21 protein-coding genes and 2 pseudogenes are annotated in these 23044 nt (G+C 53.3%); 13 read left to right on the forward strand and 10 right to left on the reverse strand.

Annotated elements, in window-relative coordinates; genetic code table 11:
• Positions 1-7: 7 nt before the first annotated feature.
• From lacZ to H9644_RS18120, 3 genes are all read right to left on the reverse strand, one after another.
• Positions 8-3082, reverse strand: a complete 3075-nt coding sequence (lacZ, locus tag H9644_RS18110) for a beta-galactosidase (RefSeq protein ID WP_191775760.1) — start codon at positions 3080-3082, stop codon at positions 8-10.
• A gap of 122 nt (positions 3083-3204) precedes the next feature.
• Entirely contained in the window at positions 3205-4296 is a 1092-nt protein-coding gene (gene lacI / locus H9644_RS18115) for a DNA-binding transcriptional repressor LacI (RefSeq protein WP_191775762.1), read from the reverse strand.
• 67 nt (positions 4297-4363) lie between these two features.
• Positions 4364-5197, reverse strand: coding sequence for a DNA-binding transcriptional regulator (locus tag H9644_RS18120; RefSeq protein ID WP_225221451.1), 834 nt, complete (start codon positions 5195-5197; stop codon positions 4364-4366).
• A 190-nt stretch (positions 5198-5387) separates the two neighbouring features.
• Here H9644_RS18120 and H9644_RS18125 point away from each other — a divergent pair, with 190 nt between their 5' ends.
• From H9644_RS18125 to H9644_RS18160, 8 genes are all read left to right on the forward strand, one after another.
• On the forward strand, positions 5388-7052 hold the full coding sequence (locus H9644_RS18125) for a bifunctional 3-(3-hydroxy-phenyl)propionate/3-hydroxycinnamic acid hydroxylase (protein WP_191775767.1): 1665 nt from the start codon (positions 5388-5390) through the stop codon (positions 7050-7052).
• A gap of 1 nt (position 7053) precedes the next feature.
• Complete coding sequence (mhpB, locus tag H9644_RS18130) at positions 7054-7998, forward strand: 2,3-dihydroxyphenylpropionate/2,3-dihydroxicinnamic acid 1,2-dioxygenase (protein WP_191775769.1); 945 nt, start codon at positions 7054-7056, stop codon at positions 7996-7998.
• Between the two features lie 17 nt (positions 7999-8015).
• The gene (gene mhpC / locus H9644_RS18135) at positions 8016-8882 is read left to right on the forward strand and encodes a 2-hydroxy-6-oxonona-2,4-dienedioate hydrolase (protein WP_191775890.1); all 867 of its coding nucleotides are present in this window, start codon (positions 8016-8018) and stop codon (positions 8880-8882) included.
• Positions 8883-8891: 9 nt separating this feature from the next.
• A complete protein-coding gene (gene mhpD / locus H9644_RS18140) occupies positions 8892-9701 on the forward strand; it encodes a 2-keto-4-pentenoate hydratase (RefSeq protein WP_191775772.1) in 810 nt (269 codons plus the stop codon).
• Complete coding sequence (mhpF, locus tag H9644_RS18145; protein ID WP_191775774.1) at positions 9698-10648, forward strand: acetaldehyde dehydrogenase; 951 nt, start codon at positions 9698-9700, stop codon at positions 10646-10648. The genes mhpD and mhpF overlap by 4 nt, the downstream gene beginning before the upstream one ends.
• Positions 10645-11658, forward strand: coding sequence for a 4-hydroxy-2-oxovalerate aldolase (gene mhpE / locus H9644_RS18150; protein ID WP_191775776.1), 1014 nt, complete (start codon positions 10645-10647; stop codon positions 11656-11658). The genes mhpF and mhpE overlap by 4 nt, the downstream gene beginning before the upstream one ends.
• Positions 11659-11963: 305 nt before the next feature.
• Positions 11964-13175, forward strand: a complete 1212-nt coding sequence (gene mhpT, locus H9644_RS18155; protein ID WP_064527044.1) for a 3-(3-hydroxy-phenyl)propionate transporter MhpT — start codon at positions 11964-11966, stop codon at positions 13173-13175.
• Between the two features lie 101 nt (positions 13176-13276).
• The gene (locus tag H9644_RS18160) at positions 13277-13816 is read left to right on the forward strand and encodes a DUF2058 domain-containing protein (protein WP_064527047.1); all 540 of its coding nucleotides are present in this window, start codon (positions 13277-13279) and stop codon (positions 13814-13816) included.
• An 88-nt stretch (positions 13817-13904) separates the two neighbouring features.
• On the opposite strand, the pseudogene H9644_RS18165 reads toward H9644_RS18160, so the two are convergent.
• The 6 genes and pseudogenes from H9644_RS18165 to H9644_RS18190 all read right to left on the reverse strand — a co-directional run.
• Positions 13905-14096: pseudogene (locus H9644_RS18165) on the reverse strand (alpha/beta hydrolase-fold protein); the annotation flags it as partial.
• A gap of 69 nt (positions 14097-14165) precedes the next feature.
• Positions 14166-15275: an S-(hydroxymethyl)glutathione dehydrogenase gene (frmA, locus tag H9644_RS18170; protein ID WP_064527049.1), complete on the reverse strand. Its 1110-nt coding sequence runs from the start codon at positions 15273-15275 to the stop codon at positions 14166-14168.
• A gap of 34 nt (positions 15276-15309) precedes the next feature.
• Positions 15310-15585, reverse strand: a complete 276-nt coding sequence (gene frmR / locus H9644_RS18175; RefSeq protein ID WP_001141271.1) for a formaldehyde-responsive transcriptional repressor FrmR — start codon at positions 15583-15585, stop codon at positions 15310-15312.
• Positions 15586-15788: 203 nt separating this feature from the next.
• On the reverse strand, positions 15789-16562 hold the full coding sequence (locus H9644_RS18180) for a YaiO family outer membrane beta-barrel protein (RefSeq protein WP_191775778.1): 774 nt from the start codon (positions 16560-16562) through the stop codon (positions 15789-15791).
• A 1-nt stretch (position 16563) separates the two neighbouring features.
• Positions 16564-17157: an LbetaH domain-containing protein gene (locus tag H9644_RS18185; RefSeq protein ID WP_225221455.1), complete on the reverse strand. Its 594-nt coding sequence runs from the start codon at positions 17155-17157 to the stop codon at positions 16564-16566.
• The gene (locus H9644_RS18190) at positions 17123-18319 is read right to left on the reverse strand and encodes a glycosyltransferase (RefSeq protein ID WP_191775780.1); all 1197 of its coding nucleotides are present in this window, start codon (positions 18317-18319) and stop codon (positions 17123-17125) included. The genes H9644_RS18185 and H9644_RS18190 overlap by 35 nt, the downstream gene beginning before the upstream one ends.
• A gap of 24 nt (positions 18320-18343) precedes the next feature.
• Here H9644_RS18190 and H9644_RS22080 point away from each other — a divergent pair, with 24 nt between their 5' ends.
• Entirely contained in the window at positions 18344-18463 is a 120-nt protein-coding gene (locus H9644_RS22080) for a hypothetical protein (RefSeq protein ID WP_449757719.1), read from the forward strand.
• Between the two features lie 126 nt (positions 18464-18589).
• Here H9644_RS22080 and H9644_RS22085 read toward each other — a convergent pair.
• Positions 18590-19000: pseudogene (locus H9644_RS22085) on the reverse strand (PIG-L deacetylase family protein); the annotation flags it as partial.
• A gap of 607 nt (positions 19001-19607) precedes the next feature.
• On the opposite strand from H9644_RS22085, the gene tauA reads away from it, so the two are divergent.
• Genes tauA through tauD form a run of 4 tightly spaced genes read left to right on the forward strand, consistent with a single transcriptional unit; the run spans position 19608 to position 23022 of the window.
• Complete coding sequence (tauA, locus tag H9644_RS18200) at positions 19608-20570, forward strand: taurine ABC transporter substrate-binding protein (protein ID WP_191775784.1); 963 nt, start codon at positions 19608-19610, stop codon at positions 20568-20570.
• A gap of 12 nt (positions 20571-20582) precedes the next feature.
• Positions 20583-21350 carry a taurine ABC transporter ATP-binding subunit gene (gene tauB, locus H9644_RS18205; protein WP_064527059.1) on the forward strand — a complete coding sequence of 256 codons (768 nt, stop codon included), beginning with the start codon at positions 20583-20585 and terminating at the stop codon, positions 21348-21350.
• Positions 21347-22174, forward strand: a complete 828-nt coding sequence (gene tauC / locus H9644_RS18210; RefSeq protein ID WP_191775787.1) for a taurine ABC transporter permease TauC — start codon at positions 21347-21349, stop codon at positions 22172-22174. The genes tauB and tauC overlap by 4 nt, the downstream gene beginning before the upstream one ends.
• Complete coding sequence (tauD, locus tag H9644_RS18215; RefSeq protein WP_191775789.1) at positions 22171-23022, forward strand: taurine dioxygenase; 852 nt, start codon at positions 22171-22173, stop codon at positions 23020-23022. The genes tauC and tauD overlap by 4 nt, the downstream gene beginning before the upstream one ends.
• Positions 23023-23044: the final 22 nt, after the last annotated feature.

Raw genomic sequence — 23044 nt, forward strand, 5'->3', positions numbered from 1 at the left:
GTTATTATTATTTTTGACACCAGACCAACTGGTAATGGTAGCGACCGGCGCTCAACTGGAATTCCGCCGACACTGACGGGCTCCAGGAGTCGTCGCCACCAACCCCCATATGGAAACCGTCGATATTCAGCCATGTGCCTTCTTCTGCGTGCAGCAGATGGCGATGGCTGGTTTCCATCAGTTGTTGTTGGCTGTAGCGGCTGATATTGAACTGGAAGTCGCCGCGCCACTGGTGTGAGCCATAATTCAATTCGCGCGTCCCGCAGCGCAGACCGTTTTCGCTCGGGAAGACGTACGGGGTATACATGTCTGACAATGGCAGATCCCAGCGGTTAAAACAGGCCGCAGTAAGGCGGTCAGGATAGTTTTCTTGCGGCCCTAATCCGAGCCAGTTTACCTGCTCTGCTACCTGTGCCAGCTGGCAGGTCAGGCCAATCCGCGCCGGATGCGGCGTATCGCTCGCCACTTCAACATCCACACTGATGACCATCTCACCGTGTCCATCAATTCGGTAGGTTTTCCGGCTGATAAATAAGGTTTTCCCCTGATGCTGCCAGGCGTGGACAGTCGTAATCAGCACCGCGTCGGCAAGCGTATCTGCCGTACACTGCAACAACGCCGCTTCGGCCTGGTAATGGCCTGCCGCCTTCCAGCGTTCGACCCAGGCGTTCGGGTCAATGCGGGTCGCTTCACTCACGCCAATGTCGTTATCCAGCGGTGCACGGGTGAACTGATCGCGCAGCGGCGTCAGCAGTTGTTTTTCATCGCCAATCCACATCTGTGAAAGAAGGCCTGACTGACGGTTAAATTGCCAACGCTTATTACCCAGCTCGATGCAAAAATCCGTTTCGCTGGTGGTCAGTTGCGGGATGGCGTGGGGCGCGGAGGGGGGCGTCACACTGAGATTTTCCGCCAGTTGCCACTGTTGCCAGGCGCTGAGGTGTCCGGCTTCTGACCATGCGGTCGCGTTCGGTTGCACCACGCGTACTGTGAGCCAAAGTTGCCCGGCGCTCTCCGGCTGTGGCAGTTCAGGTAATTCAATCAACTGTTTACCTTGTGGAGCAACAGTCAGAAGCACTTCACCGCTTGCCAGCGGCTTACCATCCAGCGCCACCGACCAGTGCAGGATTTCGTTATCACTATGACGGAACAGGTATTCGCTGGTGACTTCGATGGTTCGCCCGGACAAACGGAACTGGAAAAACTGCTGTTGGTGTTTTGCTTCTGTTAGTGCCGGATGCGGCGTGCGATCGGCAAAGACCAGACCGTTCATGCAGAACTGGCGATCGTTCGGCGTATCGCCAAAATCACCGCCGTAAGCCGACCACGGGTTGCCGTTTTCATCATATTTAATCAGCGACTGATCCACCCAGTCCCAGACGAAGCCGCCCTGTAAACGTGGGTACTGACGAAACGCCTGCCAGTATTTAGCAAAGCCGCCAAGACTGTTACCCATCGCGTGGGCATATTCACAAAGGATCAGCGGGCGCGTCTCTCCTGGCAGCGAAAGCCATTTTTTGATAGACCATTTCGGCGCTGCCGGGAAGGGTTGGTCTTCATCTACGCGCGCGTACATCGGGCAAATAATATCGGTTGCCGTGGTGTCTGCTCCGCCGCCTTCATACTGCACCGGGCGGGAAGGATCGACAGATTTAATCCAGCGATACAGCGCGTCGTGATTAGCGCCGTGGCCTGATTCATTCCCCAGCGACCAGATAATTACGCTCGGGTGATTACGATCGCGCTGCACCATCCGCGTTACGCGTTCGCTCATTGCTGGCAGCCACTGCGGATCATCGGTCAGACGATTCATTGGCACCATGCCGTGGGTTTCGATATTGGCTTCATCCACCACATACAGGCCGTAGCGGTCGCACAGCGTGTACCACAGCGGATGGTTCGGATAATGTGAACAGCGCACGGCGTTAAAGTTGTTCTGCTTCATCAGCAGGATATCCTGCACCATCGTCTGCTCATCCATGACCTGACCGTGCAGAGGATGATGCTCGTGACGGTTAACGCCGCGAATCAGCAACGGCTTGCCGTTCAGCAGCAGCAGGCCATTTTCAATCCGCACCTGGCGGAAACCAACATCACAGGCTTCCGCTTCAATTAGCGTGCCGTCGGCGGTATGCAGTTCAACTACCGCACGATAGAGGTTCGGGAGTTCGGCGCTCCACAGCGCCGGGTTTTCGACGTTCAGACGTAGCGTGACGCGATCGGCATAACCGCCGCGCTCATCGATAATTTCGCTGCCGAAAGGTGCGGTGCCGCTGGCGACCTGCGTTTCCCCCTGCCATAAAGATACGGTTACCCGCAGCTCATCGCGCAGCTCGCCGCACATCTGAACTTCAGCCTCCAGCACGGCGCGGCTGAAATCATCATTAAAATGGGTAGCAACATAGAAGTCGCTGATTTGCGTGGTCGGTTTGTGCAGCAGTGAGACGTCGCGGAAAATGCCGCTCATCCGCCACATATCCTGATCTTCCAGATAACTGCCGTCACTCCAGCGCAGCACCATCACCGCGAGGCGGTTTTCTCCGGCGCGTAAAAAGTCACTCAGATCAAATTCAGACGGCAAACGGCTGTCTTGCCCGTAACCGACCCAGCGTCCGTTGCACCACAGATGAAACGCTGAGTTAACACCATCAAAAATAATCCGTGTCTGGCCTTCCTGTAGCCAGCTTTCATCAATAGTAAATGTGAGCGAGTAACATCCTGTCGGATTCTCTGCGGGAACATACGGCGGATTGACCGCAATGGGGTAGGTTACGTTGGTGTAGATGGGGGCATCGTAACCGTGCATCTGCCAGTTTGATGGCACTGATACGCAATCGGCGTCAGGAAGATCGCACTCCAGCCAGCTTTCCGGCACTGCTTCGGGAGCCGGAAACCAGGCAAATTTCCATTCGCCATTCAGACTGCGCAACTGGCGGGAAGGGTGATTATTGCGGGCTTCTTCGCTATTACGCCAGCTGGCGAAAGGGGGATGTGCTGCAAGGCGATTAAGTTGCGTAACGCCAGGGTTTTCCCAGTCACGACGTTGTAGTACGACGGCCAGTGAATCCGTAATCATGGTCATAGCTGTATCCTGTGTGAAATTGTTATCCGCTCACAATTTCACACAACATACGAGCCTGACGCATAGAGTGTAAAGCCTGGGGGGCCTAATGAGTGAGCTGACTCACATTAATTGCGTTGCGCTCACTGTCCGCTTTCCAGACGGGAAATTTGCCTTGCCAGCTGCATTAATGAATCTGCCAACGCGCGGGGAGAGGCGGTTTGCGTATTGGGTGGCAGGGTGGTTTTTCTTTTCACCAGTGAAACGGGCAGTAGCTGATTTCCTTTTACCGCCTGCCCCTGAGAGAGTTGCAGCAAGCGGTCTACGCTGGTTTGCCCCAGCAGACGAAAATCCTGTTTGATGGTGGTTAGCGGCGGGATATAACATGAGCTGTCTTCGGTATCGTCGTATCCCACTACCGAGATATCCGCGCCGACGCGCAGCCCAAACTCAGTAATGGCGCGCATTGCGCCCAACGCCATCTGATCGTTAGCAACCAGCATCGCGGTGGGAATAACACCCTCATTCAGCATCTGCATGGTTTGTTGAAAACCGGACATGGCGCTCCAGTCGCCTTCCAGTTCCGCTATTGGCTGAATTTGATTGTGTTTGAGATATTTGTGCCAGCCCGCCAGACGCAGACGCGCCGAGACAGAACTCAATGGGCCTGCTAACAGGGCGATTTGCTGGTGACCCCATTCGACAAGATGATCCACGCCCAGTCGCGTACCGTCTTCATGGGAAAAAATAATACTGTTGATAGGGGCCTGGTCAGAGACATCAAGAAACAAAACCGGAACATTAGCACAGGCCGCTTCCACGGTAATGGCATCCTGGTCATCCAGCGGATAGTTGATGATCAGACCGCTAACGCGTTGCGCGAGAAGGTTGTGTACCGCTGCTTTACAGGCTTCGACGCCGCTTCGTTCTACCATCGACACCACCACGCTGGCACCCAGTTGGTCGGCGCGAGATTTAATCGCCGCGACAATTTGCGACGGCGCGTGCAGGGCCAGGCTGGAGGTAGCAACGCCAATCAACAACGACTGTTTGCCCGCCAGTTGTTGTGCCACGCGGTTGGGAATGTAATTCAGCTCCGCCATTGCCGCTTCCACTTTTTCCCGCGTTTTCGCAGAAACGTGGCTGGCCTGATTCACCACGCGGGAAACGGTCTGATAAGAAACTCCGGCATACTCTGCGACATCGTATAGCGTTACTGGTTTCACATTCACCATCCTGAATTGACTCTCTTCCGGGCGCTATCATGCCATACCACGAAAGGTTTTGCGCCATTCGGCGGCGTTAACGTAAATGCACGCCACTTCGCCGTCCGGCCACCAGGATAGCCTGCGATTCCACCCCTTCTTCGATCTGTTTTGCTACCCGTTGCAGCGCCGGAAGATGTTTTTCTGCCGCCTGTTCGATGGTCATCGCGCTGGCCATATACACCAGATTCAGGCAGCCAATCACCCGTTGTTCACTGCGCAGCGGTACGGCGATAGAGGCTATTTTCTCTTCCTGATCCCAGCCACGGTAGTTCTGTCCGTAACCTTCTTTGCGTGCTCGCGCCAGAATGGCATCCAGCTTTAACGGTTCCCGTGCCAGTTGATAGTCATCACCGGGGCGGGCGGCTAACATTTCGATTAACGCCTGGCGTTCTTTTTCCGGACAAAAGGCCAGCCAGGTCAGGCCTGATGCAGTTTTCAGAAGAGGTAAACGCCGCCCGACCATTGCCCGGTGAAAGGATAATCGACTGAAACGGTGAGTGGTTTCGCGTACTACCATTGCGTCAACATCCAGCGTGGAAACATCTGTCGGCCACACCACATCGCGCAACAGATCGCCCAATAGTGGGGCCGCCAGCGCAGAAATCCACTGTTCGTCACGAAATCCTTCGCTTAATTGCCGCACTTTGATGGTCAGACGAAAACTGTCATCGGAGGTACTGCGCCGGACATATCCCTCTTCCTGCAGCGTCTCCAGCAGCCGCCGCACCGTGGTGCGATGCAGGCCGCTGAGTTCCGCCAGTAGCCCGACGCTGGCACCGCCGTCAAGTTTATTTAACATATTTAATAACATTAGCCCGCGGGTTAATCCGCGTACGGTTTTGTATTCTGTCTGCTCATCGTTTTGCATATTAATTGACATTTCTATAGTTAAAACAACGTTGTGCACCTGATGCACATTCAGGCATGTTTTGATTGTAGCCGAAAACGCCCTTCCTATACTGACCACACAATAAAAAATCATTTACATGTTTTTAACAAAATGGGTTGCGACTTACTGTGCGCGCAACGGCATTTTGTCCGAGTCGTGAGGTACTGAAATGGCAACACAACCCCCTGATATTCAGCCTGCTGTTAACCATAGCGTTCAGGTGGCGATCGCTGGCGCCGGTCCGGTCGGGCTGATGATGGCGAACTATCTCGGCCAGATGGGCATTGAGGTGCTGGTGGTGGAGAAACTCGATAAGTTGATCGACTACCCGCGTGCGATTGGCATTGATGACGAGGCGCTGCGCACCATGCAGTCGGTCGGCCTCGTTGATCATGTTTTACCGCACACCACGCCGTGGCACGCGATGCGTTTTCTCACCCCAAAAGGCCGCTGTTTTGCTGACATTCAGCCAATGACCGATGAATTTGGCTGGCCGCGCCGCAACGCCTTTATTCAGCCGCAGGTCGATGCGGTGATGCTGGAAGGGTTGTCGCGTTTTCCGAATGTACGCTGCCTGTTTTCCCGCGAGCTGGAGGCCTTCAGCCAGCAAGATGACGAAGTGACCTTGCACCTGAAAACGGCAGAAGGGCAGCGGGAAACTGTCAAAGCCCAATGGCTGGTGGCCTGTGACGGTGGGGCAAGTTTTGTTCGTCGCACCCTGAACGTGCCGTTTGAAGGTAAAACCGCGCCAAATCAGTGGATTGTGGTGGATATCGCCAACGATCCGTTAAGCACGCCGCATATCTATTTGTGTTGCGATCCGGTGCGTCCGTATGTTTCCGCCGCGCTGCCTCATGCGGTACGTCGCTTCGAATTTATGGTGATGCCGGGAGAAACCGAGGAGCAGCTGCGTGAGCCGCAAAACATGCGCAAGCTGTTAAGCAAAGTGCTGCCTAATCCGGACAACGTCGAATTGATTCGCCAGCGTGTCTACACCCACAACGCGCGACTGGCGCAACGTTTTCGTATTGACCGCGTACTGCTGGCGGGTGATGCCGCGCACATCATGCCGGTGTGGCAGGGGCAGGGCTATAACAGCGGTATGCGCGACGCCTTTAATCTCGCCTGGAAACTGGCGTTGGTTATTCAGGGGAAAGCCCGCGATGCGCTGCTCGATACCTATCAACAAGAACGTCGCGATCACGCCAAAGCGATGATTGACCTGTCGGTGACGGCGGGCAACGTGCTGGCTCCGCCGAAACGCTGGCAGGGTACGTTACGTGATGGCGTTTCCTGGCTGCTCAATTATCTGCCGCCAGTAAAACGCTACTTCCTCGAAATGCGCTTCAAGCCGATGCCGCAATATTACGCCGGTGCGCTGGTGCGTGAGGGCGAGGCGAAGCACTCTCCGGTCGGCAAGATGTTTATTCAGCCGAAAGTCACGCTGGAAAACGGCGACGTGACGCTGCTCGATAACGCGATCGGCGCGAACTTCGCGGTAATTGGCTGGGGATGCAATCCACTGTGGGGGATGAGCGATGAGCAAATCCAGCAGTGGCGCGCGCTGGGTACTCGTTTCATTCAGATGGTGCCGGAAGTGCAAATTCATACTGCGCAGGATAACCACGACGGCGTGCTACGCGTGGGAGATGCGCAAGGTCGCCTGCGTAGCTGGTTTGCACAACATAATGCTTCGCTGGTGGTGATGCGCCCGGATCGCTTTGTTGCCGCCACTGCCATTCCGCAAACCCTGGGCAATACGCTGAATAAACTGGCGTCGGTGATGACGCTGACCCGCCCTGATGCCGACGTTTCTGTCGAAAAGGTAGCCTGATATGCACGCTTATCTTCACTGTCTTTCCCACTCGCCGCTGGTGGGGTATGTCGACCCGGCGCAAGAGGTACTCGATGAGGTCAATGGTGTGATTGCCAGCGCCCGCGAGCGTATTGCGGCTTTCTCCCCTGAGCTGGTGGTGCTGTTTGCGCCAGATCACTACAACGGTTTTTTCTATGACGTGATGCCGCCGTTCTGTTTAGGCGTTGGGGCGACGGCAATTGGTGATTTCGGCAGTGCGGCAGGAGAACTTCCCGTGCCTGTGGAGCTGGCGGAGGCTTGTGCGCATGCCGTCATGAAAAGCGGGATCGATCTTGCCGTTTCTTACTGTATGCAGGTGGATCACGGGTTCGCCCAGCCGCTGGAGTTCCTGCTTGGCGGACTGGATAAGGTGCCGGTTCTGCCCGTGTTCATCAACGGCGTCGCCACGCCGCTGCCTGGTTTCCAGCGTACCCGCATGTTGGGGGAAGCCATTGGCCGTTTCACCAGTACACTGAATAAGCGCGTGCTGTTCGTTGGTTCCGGTGGGCTTTCCCATCAGCCGCCGGTGCCAGAACTGGCAAAAGCCGATGCCCATATGCGCGATCGTCTGTTGGGTAGCGGGAAAGATTTGCCCGCCAATGAGCGCGAAATGCGCCAGCAACGGGTGATTAGCGCCGCGGAGAAGTTTGTTGAGGATCAGAGAACTCTGCATCCGCTAAACCCGATTTGGGATAACCAGTTCATGACTTTGCTGGAGCAGGGGCGCATTCAGGAGCTGGATGCCGTCAGTAACGAAGAGCTTTCCGCCATTGCCGGAAAGTCGACACATGAAATCAAAACCTGGGTCGCCGCTTTTGCCGCTATTTCTGCGTTTGGCAACTGGCGTAGCGAAGGGCGTTATTACCGCCCAATCCCGGAGTGGATTGCCGGATTTGGCTCGTTAAGCGCCAGAACAGAGAACTGAATATGCAGGAGAAGATGATGAGTTATCAGCCACAAACCGAAGCCGCCACCAGCCGTTTTCTGAATGTAGAAGAAGCGGGTAAAACGCTGCGCATCCATTTTAATGACTGCGGGCAAGGCGACGAAACCGTTGTCCTGCTGCACGGTTCCGGCCCGGGAGCCACGGGCTGGGCGAACTTCAGCCGCAATATCGATCCGCTGGTAGAGGCGGGCTATCGGGTGATCCTGCTGGATTGTCCGGGCTGGGGTAAGAGCGATTCGATCGTTAACAGTGGTTCACGATCGGATCTTAATGCGCGCATCCTTAAAAGCGTGGTGGATCAACTGGATATCGCCAAAATCCACCTACTGGGCAACTCGATGGGCGGCCACAGTTCTGTGGCGTTCACCCTTAACTGGCCGGAGCGTGTTGGCAAACTGGTGCTGATGGGCGGCGGTACGGGGGGCATGAGTTTGTTTACGCCGATGCCAACCGAAGGCATTAAGCGACTAAATCAGCTCTACCGCCAGCCTACTATCGAAAATCTGAAGCTGATGATGGATATCTTCGTTTTCGATACCAGCGATTTGACCGACGCCCTGTTTGAAGCGCGCCTGAATAATATGCTGTCGCGCCGCGATCACCTGGAAAACTTCGTTAAGAGCCTGGAAGCCAATCCGAAACAGTTCCCGGATTTTGGTCCACGTCTGGCGGAAATCAAAGCACAGACTCTGATTGTCTGGGGACGCAACGACCGCTTTGTGCCGATGGATGCGGGTCTACGTCTGCTTTCTGGCATCGCCGGTTCTGAACTGCATATCTTCCGCGACTGTGGTCACTGGGCGCAGTGGGAACATGCAGATGCTTTCAACCAACTGGTGCTGAATTTCCTCACACGTCCTTAAGGAGCGGTCATGACGAAGCAGACTCTTGAGCAACTGGCGGCGGATTTACGCCGCGCCGCAGAGCTGGGCGAAGCGATTGCGCCTCTGCGCGATCTGATTGGTATCGAAAACGCTAAAGCCGCCTACGCGATTCAGCGCATCAATGTGCGACATGACGTCGCGCAGGGGCGGCGAGTGGTGGGGCGCAAAGTGGGACTGACGCATCCGAAAGTGCAACAACAACTGGGCGTTGATCAACCGGATTTTGGGACGTTATTTGCCGACATGTGTTATGGCGATAATGAAACCATTCCTTTTTCGCGCGTCCTGCAACCCCGCATTGAAGCGGAGATCGCACTGGTTTTAAACCGCGATTTGCCCGCGACCGATACCACGTTTAACGAACTGTATAACGCCATTGAGTGGGTACTTCCGGCGCTGGAAGTGGTGGGCAGCCGTATTCGTGACTGGTCGATTCAGTTTGTCGATACGGTGGCAGATAACGCCTCCTGCGGGGTGTATGTCATCGGCGGTCCGGCGCAACGTCCGGCGGGGGTAGACCTGAAAAACTGCGCCATGAAGATGACGCGTAATAACGAAGAAGTTTCCAGCGGGCGCGGCAGCGAATGCCTGGGGCATCCGCTTAACGCCGCCGTCTGGCTGGCACGCAAAATGGCTAGCCTGGGTGAACCGCTACGCGCCGGAGATATCATTCTTACCGGGGCATTAGGTCCGATGGTGGCAGTAAATGCGGGCGATCGTTTTGAAGCCCATATCGAAGGCATAGGTTCAGTTGCCGCGACATTTTCAAGCGCAGCCCCAAAAGGAAGTCAGTCATGAGTAAGCGTAAAGTTGCCATTATCGGTTCTGGCAATATTGGCACCGATCTGATGATTAAAGTTTTGCGTCATGGTCAGCATCTGGAGATGGCGGTGATGGTCGGCATTGATCCACAGTCCGACGGGCTGGCGCGTGCCAGACGCATGGGCGTCGCCACCACCCATGAAGGGGTAATCGGACTGATGAACATGCCTGAATTTGCTGATATCGACATTGTATTTGATGCCACCAGCGCGGGCGCGCATGTGAAAAACGATGCCGCTCTGCGTGAAGCGAAACCAGATATTCGCTTAATTGACCTGACGCCTGCTGCCATCGGCCCTTACTGCGTGCCGGTGGTTAACCTCGATGCGAATGTCGAACAACTGAACGTTAACATGGTCACCTGCGGTGGCCAGGCCACCATTCCGATGGTGGCGGCAGTTTCACGCGTGGCACGTGTTCATTACGCTGAAATTATCGCTTCTATTGCCAGTAAATCTGCCGGACCCGGCACGCGTGCCAATATCGATGAATTTACTGAAACCACTTCGCGAGCCATTGAAGTGGTGGGCGGTGCGACAAAAGGGAAGGCGATTATCGTGCTTAACCCAGCAGAGCCACCGTTGATGATGCGCGACACGGTGTATGTACTGAGCGACGAAGCTTCACAAGATGATATCGAAGCTTCGATCAATGAAATGGCTGAGGCGGTGCAGGCTTACGTACCAGGTTATCGCCTGAAACAGCGCGTGCAGTTTGAAGTCATCCCGCAGGATAAACCGGTTAATTTACCGGGCGTGGGTCAGTTCTCCGGACTGAAAACGGCGGTCTGGCTGGAAGTCGAAGGCGCAGCGCATTATCTGCCTGCCTATGCGGGCAACCTCGACATTATGACTTCCAGTGCGCTGGCGACAGCGGAAAAAATGGCCCAGTCACTGGCGCGCAAGGCAGGAGAAGCGGCATGAACGGTAAAAAACTTTATATTTCGGACGTCACGTTGCGTGACGGTATGCATGCCATTCGTCATCAGTATTCGCTGGAAAACGTCCGCCAGATTGCCAAAGCACTGGACAATGCGCGCGTGGATTCGATTGAAGTGGCCCATGGCGACGGTTTGCAGGGTTCCAGCTTTAACTATGGTTTCGGCGCACATAGCGACCTTGAATGGATTGAAGCGGCGGCGGATGTGGTGAAGCACGCCAAAATCGCGACGTTGCTGCTGCCAGGAATCGGCACTATTCACGATCTGAAAAATGCTTATCAGGCTGGCGCGCGGGTGGTTCGTGTGGCAACGCACTGTACCGAAGCTGATGTTTCCGCCCAGCATATTCAGTACGCCCGCGAGCTCGGAATGGACACCGTTGGCTTTTTGATGATGAGTCACATGACCACGCCGGAAAATCTCGCGAAGCAGGCAAAGCTGATGGAAGGCTACGGCGCGACCTGTATTTATGTGGTGGATTCTGGTGGTGCGATGAACATGAGCGATATCCGTGACCGTTTCCGCGCCCTGAAAGTAGTGCTGAAACCGGAAACGCAAACCGGCATGCATGCTCACCATAATTTGAGTCTTGGCGTGGCGAACTCTATCGCGGCGGTGGAAGAGGGCTGTGACCGAATCGACGCCAGCCTCGCGGGAATGGGCGCGGGCGCAGGTAACGCGCCGCTGGAGGTGTTTATTGCTGCCGCGGATAAACTGGGCTGGCAGCACGGGACCGATCTCTATGCGTTAATGGATGCCGCTGACGACCTGGTGCGTCCGTTGCAGGATCGTCCGGTACGGGTCGATCGCGAAACGCTGGCGTTGGGATACGCTGGCGTTTACTCCAGCTTCCTGCGTCACTGTGAAACGGCGGCGGCGCGTTATGGCTTAAGCGCGGTGGATATTCTCGTTGAGTTGGGCAAACGCCGGATGGTTGGTGGCCAGGAGGATATGATTGTCGACGTGGCGCTGGATCTGCGTAACAACAAATAATTCTGACTGCTGACAAATGCCTGCCCATCGTAGGCCTGATAAGACGCGTCAGCGTCGCATCAGGCATCAGCGCGCGACTGCCGGATGCGGCGTGAACGCCTTATCCGACCTACTTTCGCCCGCAGGCCGTAGGCATGATAAGACGCGTCAGCGTCGCATCAGGCAAAGGTGCTCAGGTGTCGGATGCGGCATAAACGCCTTATCCGGCCTACATTTCGCCTGTAGGCAGTCGTTAAATGGTTCTGATTACGCGGTTGGCAATGTATCAGCCGCGATTCACCTGTACTCGCAACGAGGTTCATCTTATGTCGACTCGTACCCCTTCATCATCTTCATCTCGCCTGATGCTGACCATCGGGCTTTGTTTTTTGGTCGCTCTGATGGAAGGACTGGATCTTCAGGCGGCTGGCATTGCAGCGGGTGGTATCGCCCAGGCTTTCGCACTCGATAAAATGCAAATGGGCTGGATATTCAGCGCTGGAATCCTCGGGTTGCTACCCGGCGCGCTGGTTGGCGGAATGCTGGCGGACCGTTATGGTCGTAAGCGTATTTTGATTAGCTCAGTTGCGCTGTTTGGTTTGTTCTCGCTGGCAACGGCTATTGCCTGGGATTTCCCATCGCTGGTATTTGCGCGGCTGATGACCGGTGTCGGGCTGGGGGCCGCGTTGCCGAATCTTATCGCCCTGACGTCTGAAGCGGCGGGGCCACGTTTTCGCGGGACGGCAGTGAGCCTGATGTATTGCGGAGTTCCCATTGGCGCGGCGCTGGCGGCAACGCTGGGTTTTGCAGGGGCAAACTTAGCCTGGCAAACGGTGTTCTGGGTAGGCGGTGTGGTGCCGTTGATTTTAGTACCGCTGTTAATGCGTTGGCTGCCGGAGTCGGCGGTTTTCGCTGGTGAAAAACAGGCCGCGCCACCGCTGCGTGCGTTATTTGCGCCAGCCACGGCCACCGCGACGCTGCTGCTGTGGTTGTGTTATTTCTTCACTCTGCTGGTGGTCTACATGTTGATCAACTGGCTGCCGATGCTTTTGGTGGAGCAAGGATTCCAGCCATCGCAGGCGGCAGGGGTGATGTTTGCACTGCAAATGGGGGCGGCAAGCGGAACGTTAATTTTGGGCGCGTTGATGGATAAGCTGCGACCAATGGCCATGTCGTTACTGATTTATAGCGGCATGTTAGCTTCGCTGCTGGCGCTGGGAACGGTGTCGTCATTTAACGGTATGTTGCTGGCGGGATTCGTCGCGGGGTTGTTTGCAACAGGCGGGCAAAGCGTTTTGTATGCACTGGCACCGTTGTTTTACAGCTCGCAGATCCGCGCAACAGGTGTGGGAACAGCCGTGGCGGTAGGGCGTCTTGGTGCCATGAGCGGTCCGTTGCTGGCCGGGAAAATGCTGGCATTAGGCACTGGCACGGTTGGCGTAATGGCCGCTTCTGCGCCGGGTATTCTTGTTGCTGGGTTAGCGGTGTTTGTTTTGATGAGTCGGAAATCCCGAATGCAGCCGTGCACCGATGCCTGACGCGCCTTATTAAGCAGGGGGGAAAGGGACTTGCCCCCAATACACCTACGGCGTTTACAGGTATACTCGCTAAAAATTATTCAGCGGGTTTGGAAACAAAGATGGCAAAACTTACCTTACAAGAGCAGTTGCTCAAAGCAGGATTAGTCACCAGCAAAAAAGCGGCGAAGGTCGAGAGAACGGCGAAAAAATCGCGCGTTCAGGCACGTGAAGCTCGGGCGGCGGTAGAAGAAAATAAAAAGGCACAGCTTGAGCGCGATAAACAACTTAGCGAGCAACAAAAACAAGCGGCGTTAGCGAAAGAATATAAAGCTCAGGTGAAGCAGCTCATTGAAATGAACCGTATCACTATTGCTAATGGCGATATCGGTTTTAACTTCACTGACGGTAATCTGATTAAGAAAATCTTTGTCGATAAACTCACGCAAACGCAGTTGATTAATGGCCGCCTGGCGATTGCCCGCTTGCTGGTCGATAACAACGGTGAAGGTGAGTACGCCATTATTCCGGCAAGCGTTGCTGATAAAATTGCCCAGCGTGATGCCAGCTGTATTGTGTTGCATAGTGCACTCAGCGCCGAAGAGCAGGATGAAGACGATCCGTATGCCGACTTCAAAGTGCCTGATGATTTGATGTGGTAAACATAGTGCACTGATGCCTGATGCGACGCTTTGCGCGTCTTATCATGCCTACGGTTTATGGGCGAAATGTAGGACGGATAAGGTGTTTGCGCCGCATCCCCGATTTGGTAATGAAATTCTGCTCGTTGCAGGTCAGGCCCGAAAGCCAGTACAGCACCGGCAATTTTTCACTCGCGGCTTTTGGTGGGAGATAGACGCCGACATTCATTTCACAATTAAGTGATTGGGAGTAATGCCGATACACATTTTGCCAGCCGCCAAAGCTGGCATTTTTTTTCAATGAGTTACATCAGCTATTATCTCATGGTTAATTCCCCGGACGGCTGCCCGGGGTAAAACCAGCGGGAAATTAGTAACGAATTACAGTTCGAATGGATTTGCCTTCATGCATCAGATCAAAGGCGTCATTAATTTCATCAAGGGTCATGGTATGCGTCACAAACGGTTCCAGGTCGATATCACCTTTCATCGCATCTTCAACCATACCCGGTAACTGGGAACGACCTTTCACGCCACCAAACGCAGAACCTTTCCATACACGTCCGGTGACCAGCTGGAAGGGACGCGTTGAGATTTCCTGACCGGCGCCAGCCACCCCAATGATCACCGATTGCCCCCAGCCGCGGTGCGCACTTTCCAGCGCCGCACGCATCACGTTGACGTTACCGATGCACTCAAAGGTATGGTCGATACCCCATTTGTTGATATCCAGCAGGACATCTTTAATCGGTTTGTCGTGGTCATTCGGATTAATGCAGTCGGTGGCACCGAAGCGACGCGCCAGATCGAATTTCTTCGGATTGGTATCGATAGCGATAATTCGTCCTGCTTGCGCCTGACGAGCGCCCTGAACCACCGCCAGACCAATTGCGCCAAGACCAAACACAGCAACAGAATCACCTGGCTGGACTTTAGCGGTGTTATGCACCGCGCCGATGCCAGTGGTTACGCCACAGCCCAGCAGGCAGACGTGTTCATGGTTTGCTTCTGGATTAATTTTTGCCAGAGACACTTCCGCGACCACGGTGTATTCACTGAATGTAGAACAGCCCATGTAGTGATAAAGGGGCTGCCCGTTGTAAGAAAAACGGGTGGTACCATCTGGCATCAGCCCTTTGCCCTGAGTTTCGCGAACCGCGACACAGAGGTTGGTTTTGCCAGAGCGACAGAACTCACACTCGCCGCACTCTGCGGTGTAAAGCGGGATCACATGGTCACCAGGTTTCACGCTGGTTACGCCTTCACCAACTTCAACCACAATGCCAGCCCCTTCGTGACCGAGAACCACCGGGAATACACCTTCCGGGTCATCGCCGGAGAGGGTAAATGCGTCGGTATGGCAAACGCCGGTATGGGTGACTTTAATCAGCACTTCACCTTTTTTCGGTGGTGCAACGTCAATTTCAACGATTTCCAGTGGTTTACCAGGAGCAAATGCAACGGCAGCACGTGATTTCATATCTCGCTTTTCCTCAATATGGTAATAGATTCAGCTATTTAAGATAGGCTCGAACCAGTTCAATAGTGTCGTCAACGGATTGGCTGACTTCGCGGCTGTAGCAGTCATTTCGGTCAAACGTTTCCCGGATATGGCTTTCAAGAACTTCTGCCATCAGCCCGTTAGCCGCGCCCCGAACGGCGGCTATCTGTTGGAGTATGGCACGGCATTCGGCATCCCCCTCCAGCGACCGTTCCAGAGCATCAATCTGCCCCCGAATACGACGAACTCGAGTAAGGACCTTTTTCTTCTCTTCCGGAGTACTGGGCATTTCGCACCTCATCATCTGCACGCAATATACTATAGGGGGGTATGCTATGTGTCAATGCATACCCCCCTATAGTATATAACACTGGAGAATAAAATTTATCCGATGAATGTGGGGGGATATCTGGAGGAAACGAAGAGGGAAGAAGAGTGTTTGGGGCGCTAATCACATGGGATTGCCGCCCGGATAGCAGGCGGCGGAAAGAATCAGAATTTCCAGGTCAGATTAGCAGCGAATTGCAGGCCGTTATAATCATCGGTTGGCGTGTCGTACCATACTTTACCGACAGTCAGTCCCAGATTAAGCTGCTCTGTCAAAGGCTGGATACGTTGTAAACTGACGCTCTTCATGCTGCCGTGACGCGTCTCTGGCGACCAGTCGTAGGTGTAAGCTCCCGTCCCACGACTAAGCCAAAGTTGAGTATAACCGCCGCCGCGTGGGTCATTCAGACGTACGGAAATCATATTGCTGTAACTGCCGCCCGCATCGCTGGAGTCATAATGGGTATAGCGATAGCTGGTGATCACCGGGCCAGTGTAGAGCGATACGCCGCCTTGCCAGGCATCGACTTCAACATCATCGTAATATTTGGTGTAGCGATAACCGGTCGTGAACAGCGTTTTTGGCAGCAGGGCCAGGTTAATATCCTGACGAAAATCCTGGCGAGCAAAAACCGGAGTATTATCGGCAAAGGCAATCCCCGTGCGGGTTGTCAGCCAGTTATTCCATTTGTACCAGACAGCGCCCTGACCACGAGTGGCATTGAATCGTTCAGTCTCATAATCACGGCGCCCCTGGGAAAGATTAAAAAGCAGCGTTGCGTTTTCAACTTTCGCCACCAGTTCAGCATACGCTAAATTACGGTTGCCATGGTCGCCAGAATAATCGGTAAAATCGTAGCCTGCGGTAATAGAAGTCAACCCGGCATAAGCGGGCAATGCGCTAAAGATTGCCGCCGCTAATAACGTCCGTTTTATCATTTTAATCTCCTGTACGGATAAGCTCTTGCCGGAGTGAATAATTTCCGGTAGGTAAATTACGTTCTACAATCACGCGCGGGCCAAGTTGCGTGTTCGGTGAAATAATTCGCCCAGGTAAAATAATTACCTGCACGCCAAGACGTGAACGCTGACCAATATAACAACCTAATTTATCGCAGCCGGTAGCGATAATACCCTCTGGGGTGCGAACAGATACTGGCTGTTCATCCAGTCGATGGTTACTGGTACGCACTTGTGCGCCCAAATATGCCTGGCTTGCAACAACGGAATCGGCAATAAAACATTGCGGTCCAATCATCGCTTCCATTTCAATAACCGCATTTTTGATTTCAGTGGCAAAACCAATTTTTACGCCATTGCTGATTACCGTGCCGGGGCGAATAAACGCATAATTACCTATCAGGCAGTTTGCGCCAATCACGACTGGTCCTTGAATAACCGCACCGTGACAAATACGGGTATTGGCGCCGATAACAACTTCACCGGCGCTTTCATCAATAATCACCTGGTCAGCAATCTGAATATTTTTCTCTTTAATATTAAGCTTCAGATAGCTTTTCAGTTCCTGCGACAGATGGTTGGGAATAAGCGGTTGGCGCTTCCACCAGTACGGAATAACGGGTGGGTTTGTCACGCTGAGGTTCGCGTCCAGTAACAAAGGCAATAAGTCCATAAATAATCCAGATGGCATAAGCTAATAATACATACACAACGGAAAGTGGTGCTAAAGGCACCAACAACCAGCAACGATGAAACCAGGCGCTAAAAGCACCAATAACACAAACTACGCCGACCCAGATAAGCGGAAACATTGCCAACACTACGCCATGTGGCCCGGTGGTGATTAATTCATTAAACCAGGTGGTCAGATAAATCCCAACGCCATAGAGCACGACCAACAGCATGGGGAAAATACTGAATATACCGAAGCGGCTAAATAAAAGCTTTTTATGCAGACGCATACAGACTGCGTAGCCCACAATCCAGCGCCGCCAGCGACGCCACTCCTCACGCGGGCTGTTGCATTCCTGTGGGTATACGATGCAGCGATTCGCCTGCCGAATACGGTAGCCGTTCGCCACCAATGTCCAGGTGAGATCAAGGTCTTCGACTTTAGTCCGATCAGAGAAACCGAACTTACGCAATACATCTGTACGGAACATCCCACAGGCACCGCTGATAATAAACGGTGCGCCGCCCAGGAGCTGCTGTAGCGTGCGCTTCATAACAATCATCGGCAACTTTACGGTCGCGCGGATATGCGGTAACAGGCCTGCGCCTTTCAACGCAGTAGAGGGAATGCCGCCTACTGCATCAGCACCGCGCTCAATTTCTGCCAGCATATAGCCCATTCCGTCTTGATCGGGCGGAACATAGGTGTCGGCATCACTTAAAAAAACCTGGTCGCAGGTGGCGTAATTGAGGCCATTCATCAGCGCACCACCTTTACCGGTATTTTTTTGCGTGACGGCAATAAAGCGGTCGCCCCATTTGCGTTTGACTTCTGCCATGACCGCTTCGGTATTGTCCGTGGAGCCGTCGTTAACGCAAATTACCCGGCAAAAATAAGGGTTACGCAGCAGATTATCCAGTGACTGCGCCAGACACGGGCCTTCGTTATAAGCAGGTATAATAGCGTCAATACAGCCTTTCTTTTGGCTGGGCTTGCGTCTTAGCGTACTTAAAAACCATAGCAACATTGCTACGGCCATAAATATAAAGATCCAGGTTTTCATTTAATCTGCTCAAAGAATCATTTTATGAATAACAAAGCCTTCACCCAGATCGCTATTGACCTGTTGTCCGCGAAATTGTGCAACAGCACGCAGACGCTCCGGGCGCATATAATCTCGCTGGCTCTGACTTTGATGTTTTTTTAACGCAGTCAGTTTAAGAGAAAAATATTTTTCTTCCACGGATTCAAAAACCTGAGGCATAAATGAAAGCCAGGTGCTTGGCGTTTCATAGCCGAGAATTTGTGGAATAGAACGGCAGGCAACCATTGAAGCCTGATAGACGGCAAGATGATCCTGATGACGGTCGGCATCATGCATGGTGTATACACGAATGATTTCTATATCAGAGGGAATTTCATTTTTAATAATGTTTTCCAGGGCAGAAATCATATCATTGAGCTGTAAATGAGCGCGGGTGTCAGCAAAATTAAGATGAATAGTTTGTTGGCACCCTAATATCTTTAGGGCGTTGCGTGATTCTTCGTGGCGATCGATTATTCCATCTACGCCAGAATTGCCGGTAGTCATCACCACAGCAGCAATATAAATTCCTTTTTGCGCAAGGCGAGCTAGCGATGCGCCACAGCCTAATTCTATATCGTCAGGATGTGCGCCAATAGCAAGGATACCCTTTCTTTTATTTTCCGAAGAAAGGATGGCTGAGTCTAAAACCTTATCCACTTAATGACACTCCATTTTAATTATTATACTACAAGCGCAGCGATACGCACAGAGACGTAATCTCTGGCGCAGTAAGATGCTAATTTTATAAGTGTTAAATATTGCTAATAACTGAAAGGCAAGGGACTTTCAGACACGGGAATACGACTGGGTGATTTTTTATGTAGTTCATATGTTAAGTGTTTGTGTGTTTGGTTTGTATAGTTATATTGTTTTATATATTGTATTTAAATGTGATTTAGTTTGTCAATTAATTGCATTTAAAAAATATGTTCTGAACACAAACATTGTATATATATGCTATGTGAATATATTATGAGGTTGATTGAGAATGATACAGTGATATATGTAATTCGAATATAATAATTTCATTGTATGTATTGCTATTAATGAAATAATAAGCCTCATAATCTGCTTGTTTATGCGTTGATAAAGTGAAGTGCAGTAATTTACTGAGTTGTTAGAGTGGGGTAATTGCATATTTAATCTTTCCTTTGCTGTTTTTTTGCTAAGAATGAAATCATCTTTGCCATAACGACTAATTCTTTTATCAAATGGCTTTGTCCGCGAATACTGCACCTATAACAAGACAGGGGAGCAGACAATCATGGCAATTTCATCGCGTAACACACTTCTTGCCGCACTGGCATTCATCGCTTTTCAGGCGCAGGCGGTGAACGTCACCGTTGCGTATCAAACCTCCGCCGAACCAGCGAAGGTGGCTCAGGCTGATAACACCTTTGCCAAAGAGAGCGGGGCGACGGTGGACTGGCGTAAGTTTGACAGCGGGGCCAGTATCGTTCGGGCATTGGCTTCGGGTGATGTGCAAATTGGAAATCTTGGCTCCAGCCCTTTAGCGGTGGCAGCCAGCCAACAGGTGCCAATTGAAGTCTTTTTGCTGGCGTCAAAACTGGGCAACTCCGAGGCGTTGGTGGTGAAAAAAGCCATCAGTAAACCGGATGACTTGATTGGTAAACGTATTGCCGTGCCGTTTATCTCCACCACGCACTACAGCCTGCTGGCTGCGCTGAAACACTGGGGTATTAAACCTGGACAAGTGGAGATTGTGAACCTGCAACCGCCCGCGATTATCGCCGCCTGGCAACGGGGAGATATTGATGGTGCTTACGTCTGGGCACCGGCGGTTAACGCACTGGCAAAAGATGGCAAGGTGTTGATTGATTCTGAACAGGTCGGGCAGTGGGGCGCGCCGACGCTGGATGTCTGGGTAGTACGTAAAGATTTTGCCGAGAAACATCCTGAGGTAGTGAAAGCATTCGCTAAAAGCGCCATCGCTGCCCAGCAACCGTACATTGCTAACCCTGATGCGTGGCTGAAACAGCCGGAAAACATCAGCAAACTGGCGCGTTTAAGCGGTGTACCGGAAGGTGACGTACCGGGGCTGGTGAAGGGAAACACCTATCTGACGCCGCAGCAGCAAACAGCAGAACTGACCGGACCAGTGAACAAAGCGATCATCGATACCGCCCAGTTTTTGAAAGATCAGGGCAAAGTCCCCGCCGTGGCGAATGATTACAGCCAGTACGTTACCTCTCGCTTCGTGCAATAAAAGGAGAAGTGGATGCTGCAAATCTCTCATCTTTACGCCGATTATGGCGGCAAACCGGTGCTGGAAGATATCAACCTGACGCTGGAAAGCAGCGAGCTGCTGGTAGTGCTGGGACCGTCAGGCTGCGGTAAAACCTCCTTGCTGAATTTGATTGCCGGTTTTGTGCCTTACCAGCACGGCAGCATTCAACTGGCGGGCAAACGCATTCAGGGACCGGGGGCAGAACGTGGCGTGGTTTTTCAGAATGAAGGATTGCTACCGTGGCGCAATGTGCAGGACAACGTGACGTTCGGTCTGCAACTGGCGGGGATGGAGAAAATGCAGCGTCTGGAAATCGCTCGCCAGATGCTGAAAAAAGTCGGTCTGGAAGGCGCAGAAAAACGCTTCATCTGGCAGCTTTCTGGTGGCCAACGTCAGCGGGTGGGGATTGCCCGCGCGCTGGCGGCAAATCCTCAACTGTTATTACTCGATGAGCCGTTTGGCGCGCTGGACGCCTTTACCCGCGATCAGATGCAAACCTTGTTGCTGAAACTCTGGCAGGAGACTGGCAAGCAGGTATTGTTGATTACTCACGATATAGAGGAAGCGGTGTTTATGGCGACCGAACTGGTTCTGCTTTCGCCTGGGCCGGGGCGTGTGCTGGAGCGTCTGCCGCTCGACTTCGCTCACCGCTTTGTTGCGGGAGAATCGAGTCGCAGCATCAAGTCCGATCCACAGTTTATTGCCATGCGCGAATATGTTTTAAGCCGCGTATTTGAGCAACGGGAGGCGTTCTCATGAGTGTGCTCATTAACGAGAAACTGTATTCGCGGCGGTTGAAATGGCGCTGGCCGCTCTCGCGGCAAGTGACCTTAAGCGTTGGCACGTTAGCGGTTTTACTCACCGTATGGTGGACGGTGGCGGCGCTGCAACTGATTAGCCCGCTGTTTTTGCCACCGCCGCAACAGGTACTGGAAAAACTGCTCACCATTGCCGGACCGCAAGGATTTATGGACGCCACGCTGTGGCAGCATCTGGCTGCCAGCCTGACACGTATTATGCTGGCGTTACTTGCGGCGGTGTTGATCGGTATTCCTGTCGGGATCGCGATGGGACTTAGCCCAACGGTGCGCGGCATTCTGGATCCGATAATCGAGCTTTATCGTCCCGTGCCGCCGCTGGCCTATTTGCCGCTGATGGTGATCTGGTTTGGTATTGGCGAAACGTCGAAGATCTTACTGATCTATTTAGCGATTTTTGCACCGGTGGCGATGTCGGCGTTGGCGGGGGTGAAAAGCGCGCAGCAGGTTCGCGTTCGTGCAGCGCAGTCGCTGGGGGCCAGCCGTGCGCAGGTGCTGTGGTTTGTCATTCTGCCTGGCGCACTGCCGGAAATCCTCACCGGATTACGCATTGGTCTGGGGGTAGGCTGGTCTACGCTGGTGGCGGCGGAGCTGATTGCCGCGACGCGAGGCTTAGGTTTTATGGTTCAGTCAGCGGGGGAGTTTCTCGCGACTGACGTGGTGCTGGCGGGGATCGCGGTGATTGCGATTATCGCTTTTCTTTTAGAACTGGGTCTGCGTGCGTTACAACGCCGCCTGACGCCCTGGCATGGAGAAGTACAATGAGTGAACGTCTGAGCATTACCCCGCTGGGGGCGTATATTGGCGCACAAATTTCGGGTGCCGACCTGACGCGCGCGTTAAGCGATAATCAGTTTGAACAGCTTTACCATGCGGTGCTTCGCCATCAGGTGGTTTTTCTGCGTGAACAGGCGATTACGCCACAGCAGCAACGTGCGCTGGCCCAGCGTTTTGGCGAACTGCATATTCATCCTGTTTATCCTCATGCCGAAGGGGTTGACGAGATCATTGTACTGGACACCCATAACGATAATCCGCCGGATAACGACAACTGGCACACCGATGTGACATTTATTGAGACGCCGCCCGCAGGGGCGATTCTGGCGGCGAAAGAGTTACCCTCGACCGGCGGCGATACGCTCTGGACCAGTGGTATCGCGGCATATGAGGCGCTTTCTGTTCCTTTCCGTCAGCTTTTGAGCGGGCTGCGCGCGGAGCATGATTTCCGCAAATCGTTCCCGGAATACAAGTACCGCAAAACCGAAGAGGAACATCAACGCTGGCGTGAGGCAGCCGCGAAAAATCCACCGTTGCTACATCCGGTGGTGCGTACGCATCCGGTGAGCGGCAAACAGGCACTGTTTGTTAATGAAGGATTTACCACGCGAATTGTCGATGTTAGCGAGAAAGAGAGCGAAGCCTTGTTAGGCTTTTTATTCGCCCATATCACCAAGCCGGAGTTTCAGGTGCGCTGGCGCTGGCAGCCAAATGATATTGCGATTTGGGATAACCGTGTGACTCAGCACTATGCGAATGCAGATTATTTGCCACAGCGGCGGATTATGCATCGCGCGACGATCCTCGGGGATAAACCGTTTTATCGGGCGGGATAAGGGGGAAATGCCGGGTAGGGAT

This window comes from Escherichia whittamii (assembly GCF_014836715.1).
Taxonomy (GTDB): Bacteria; Pseudomonadota; Gammaproteobacteria; order Enterobacterales; family Enterobacteriaceae; genus Escherichia; species Escherichia whittamii.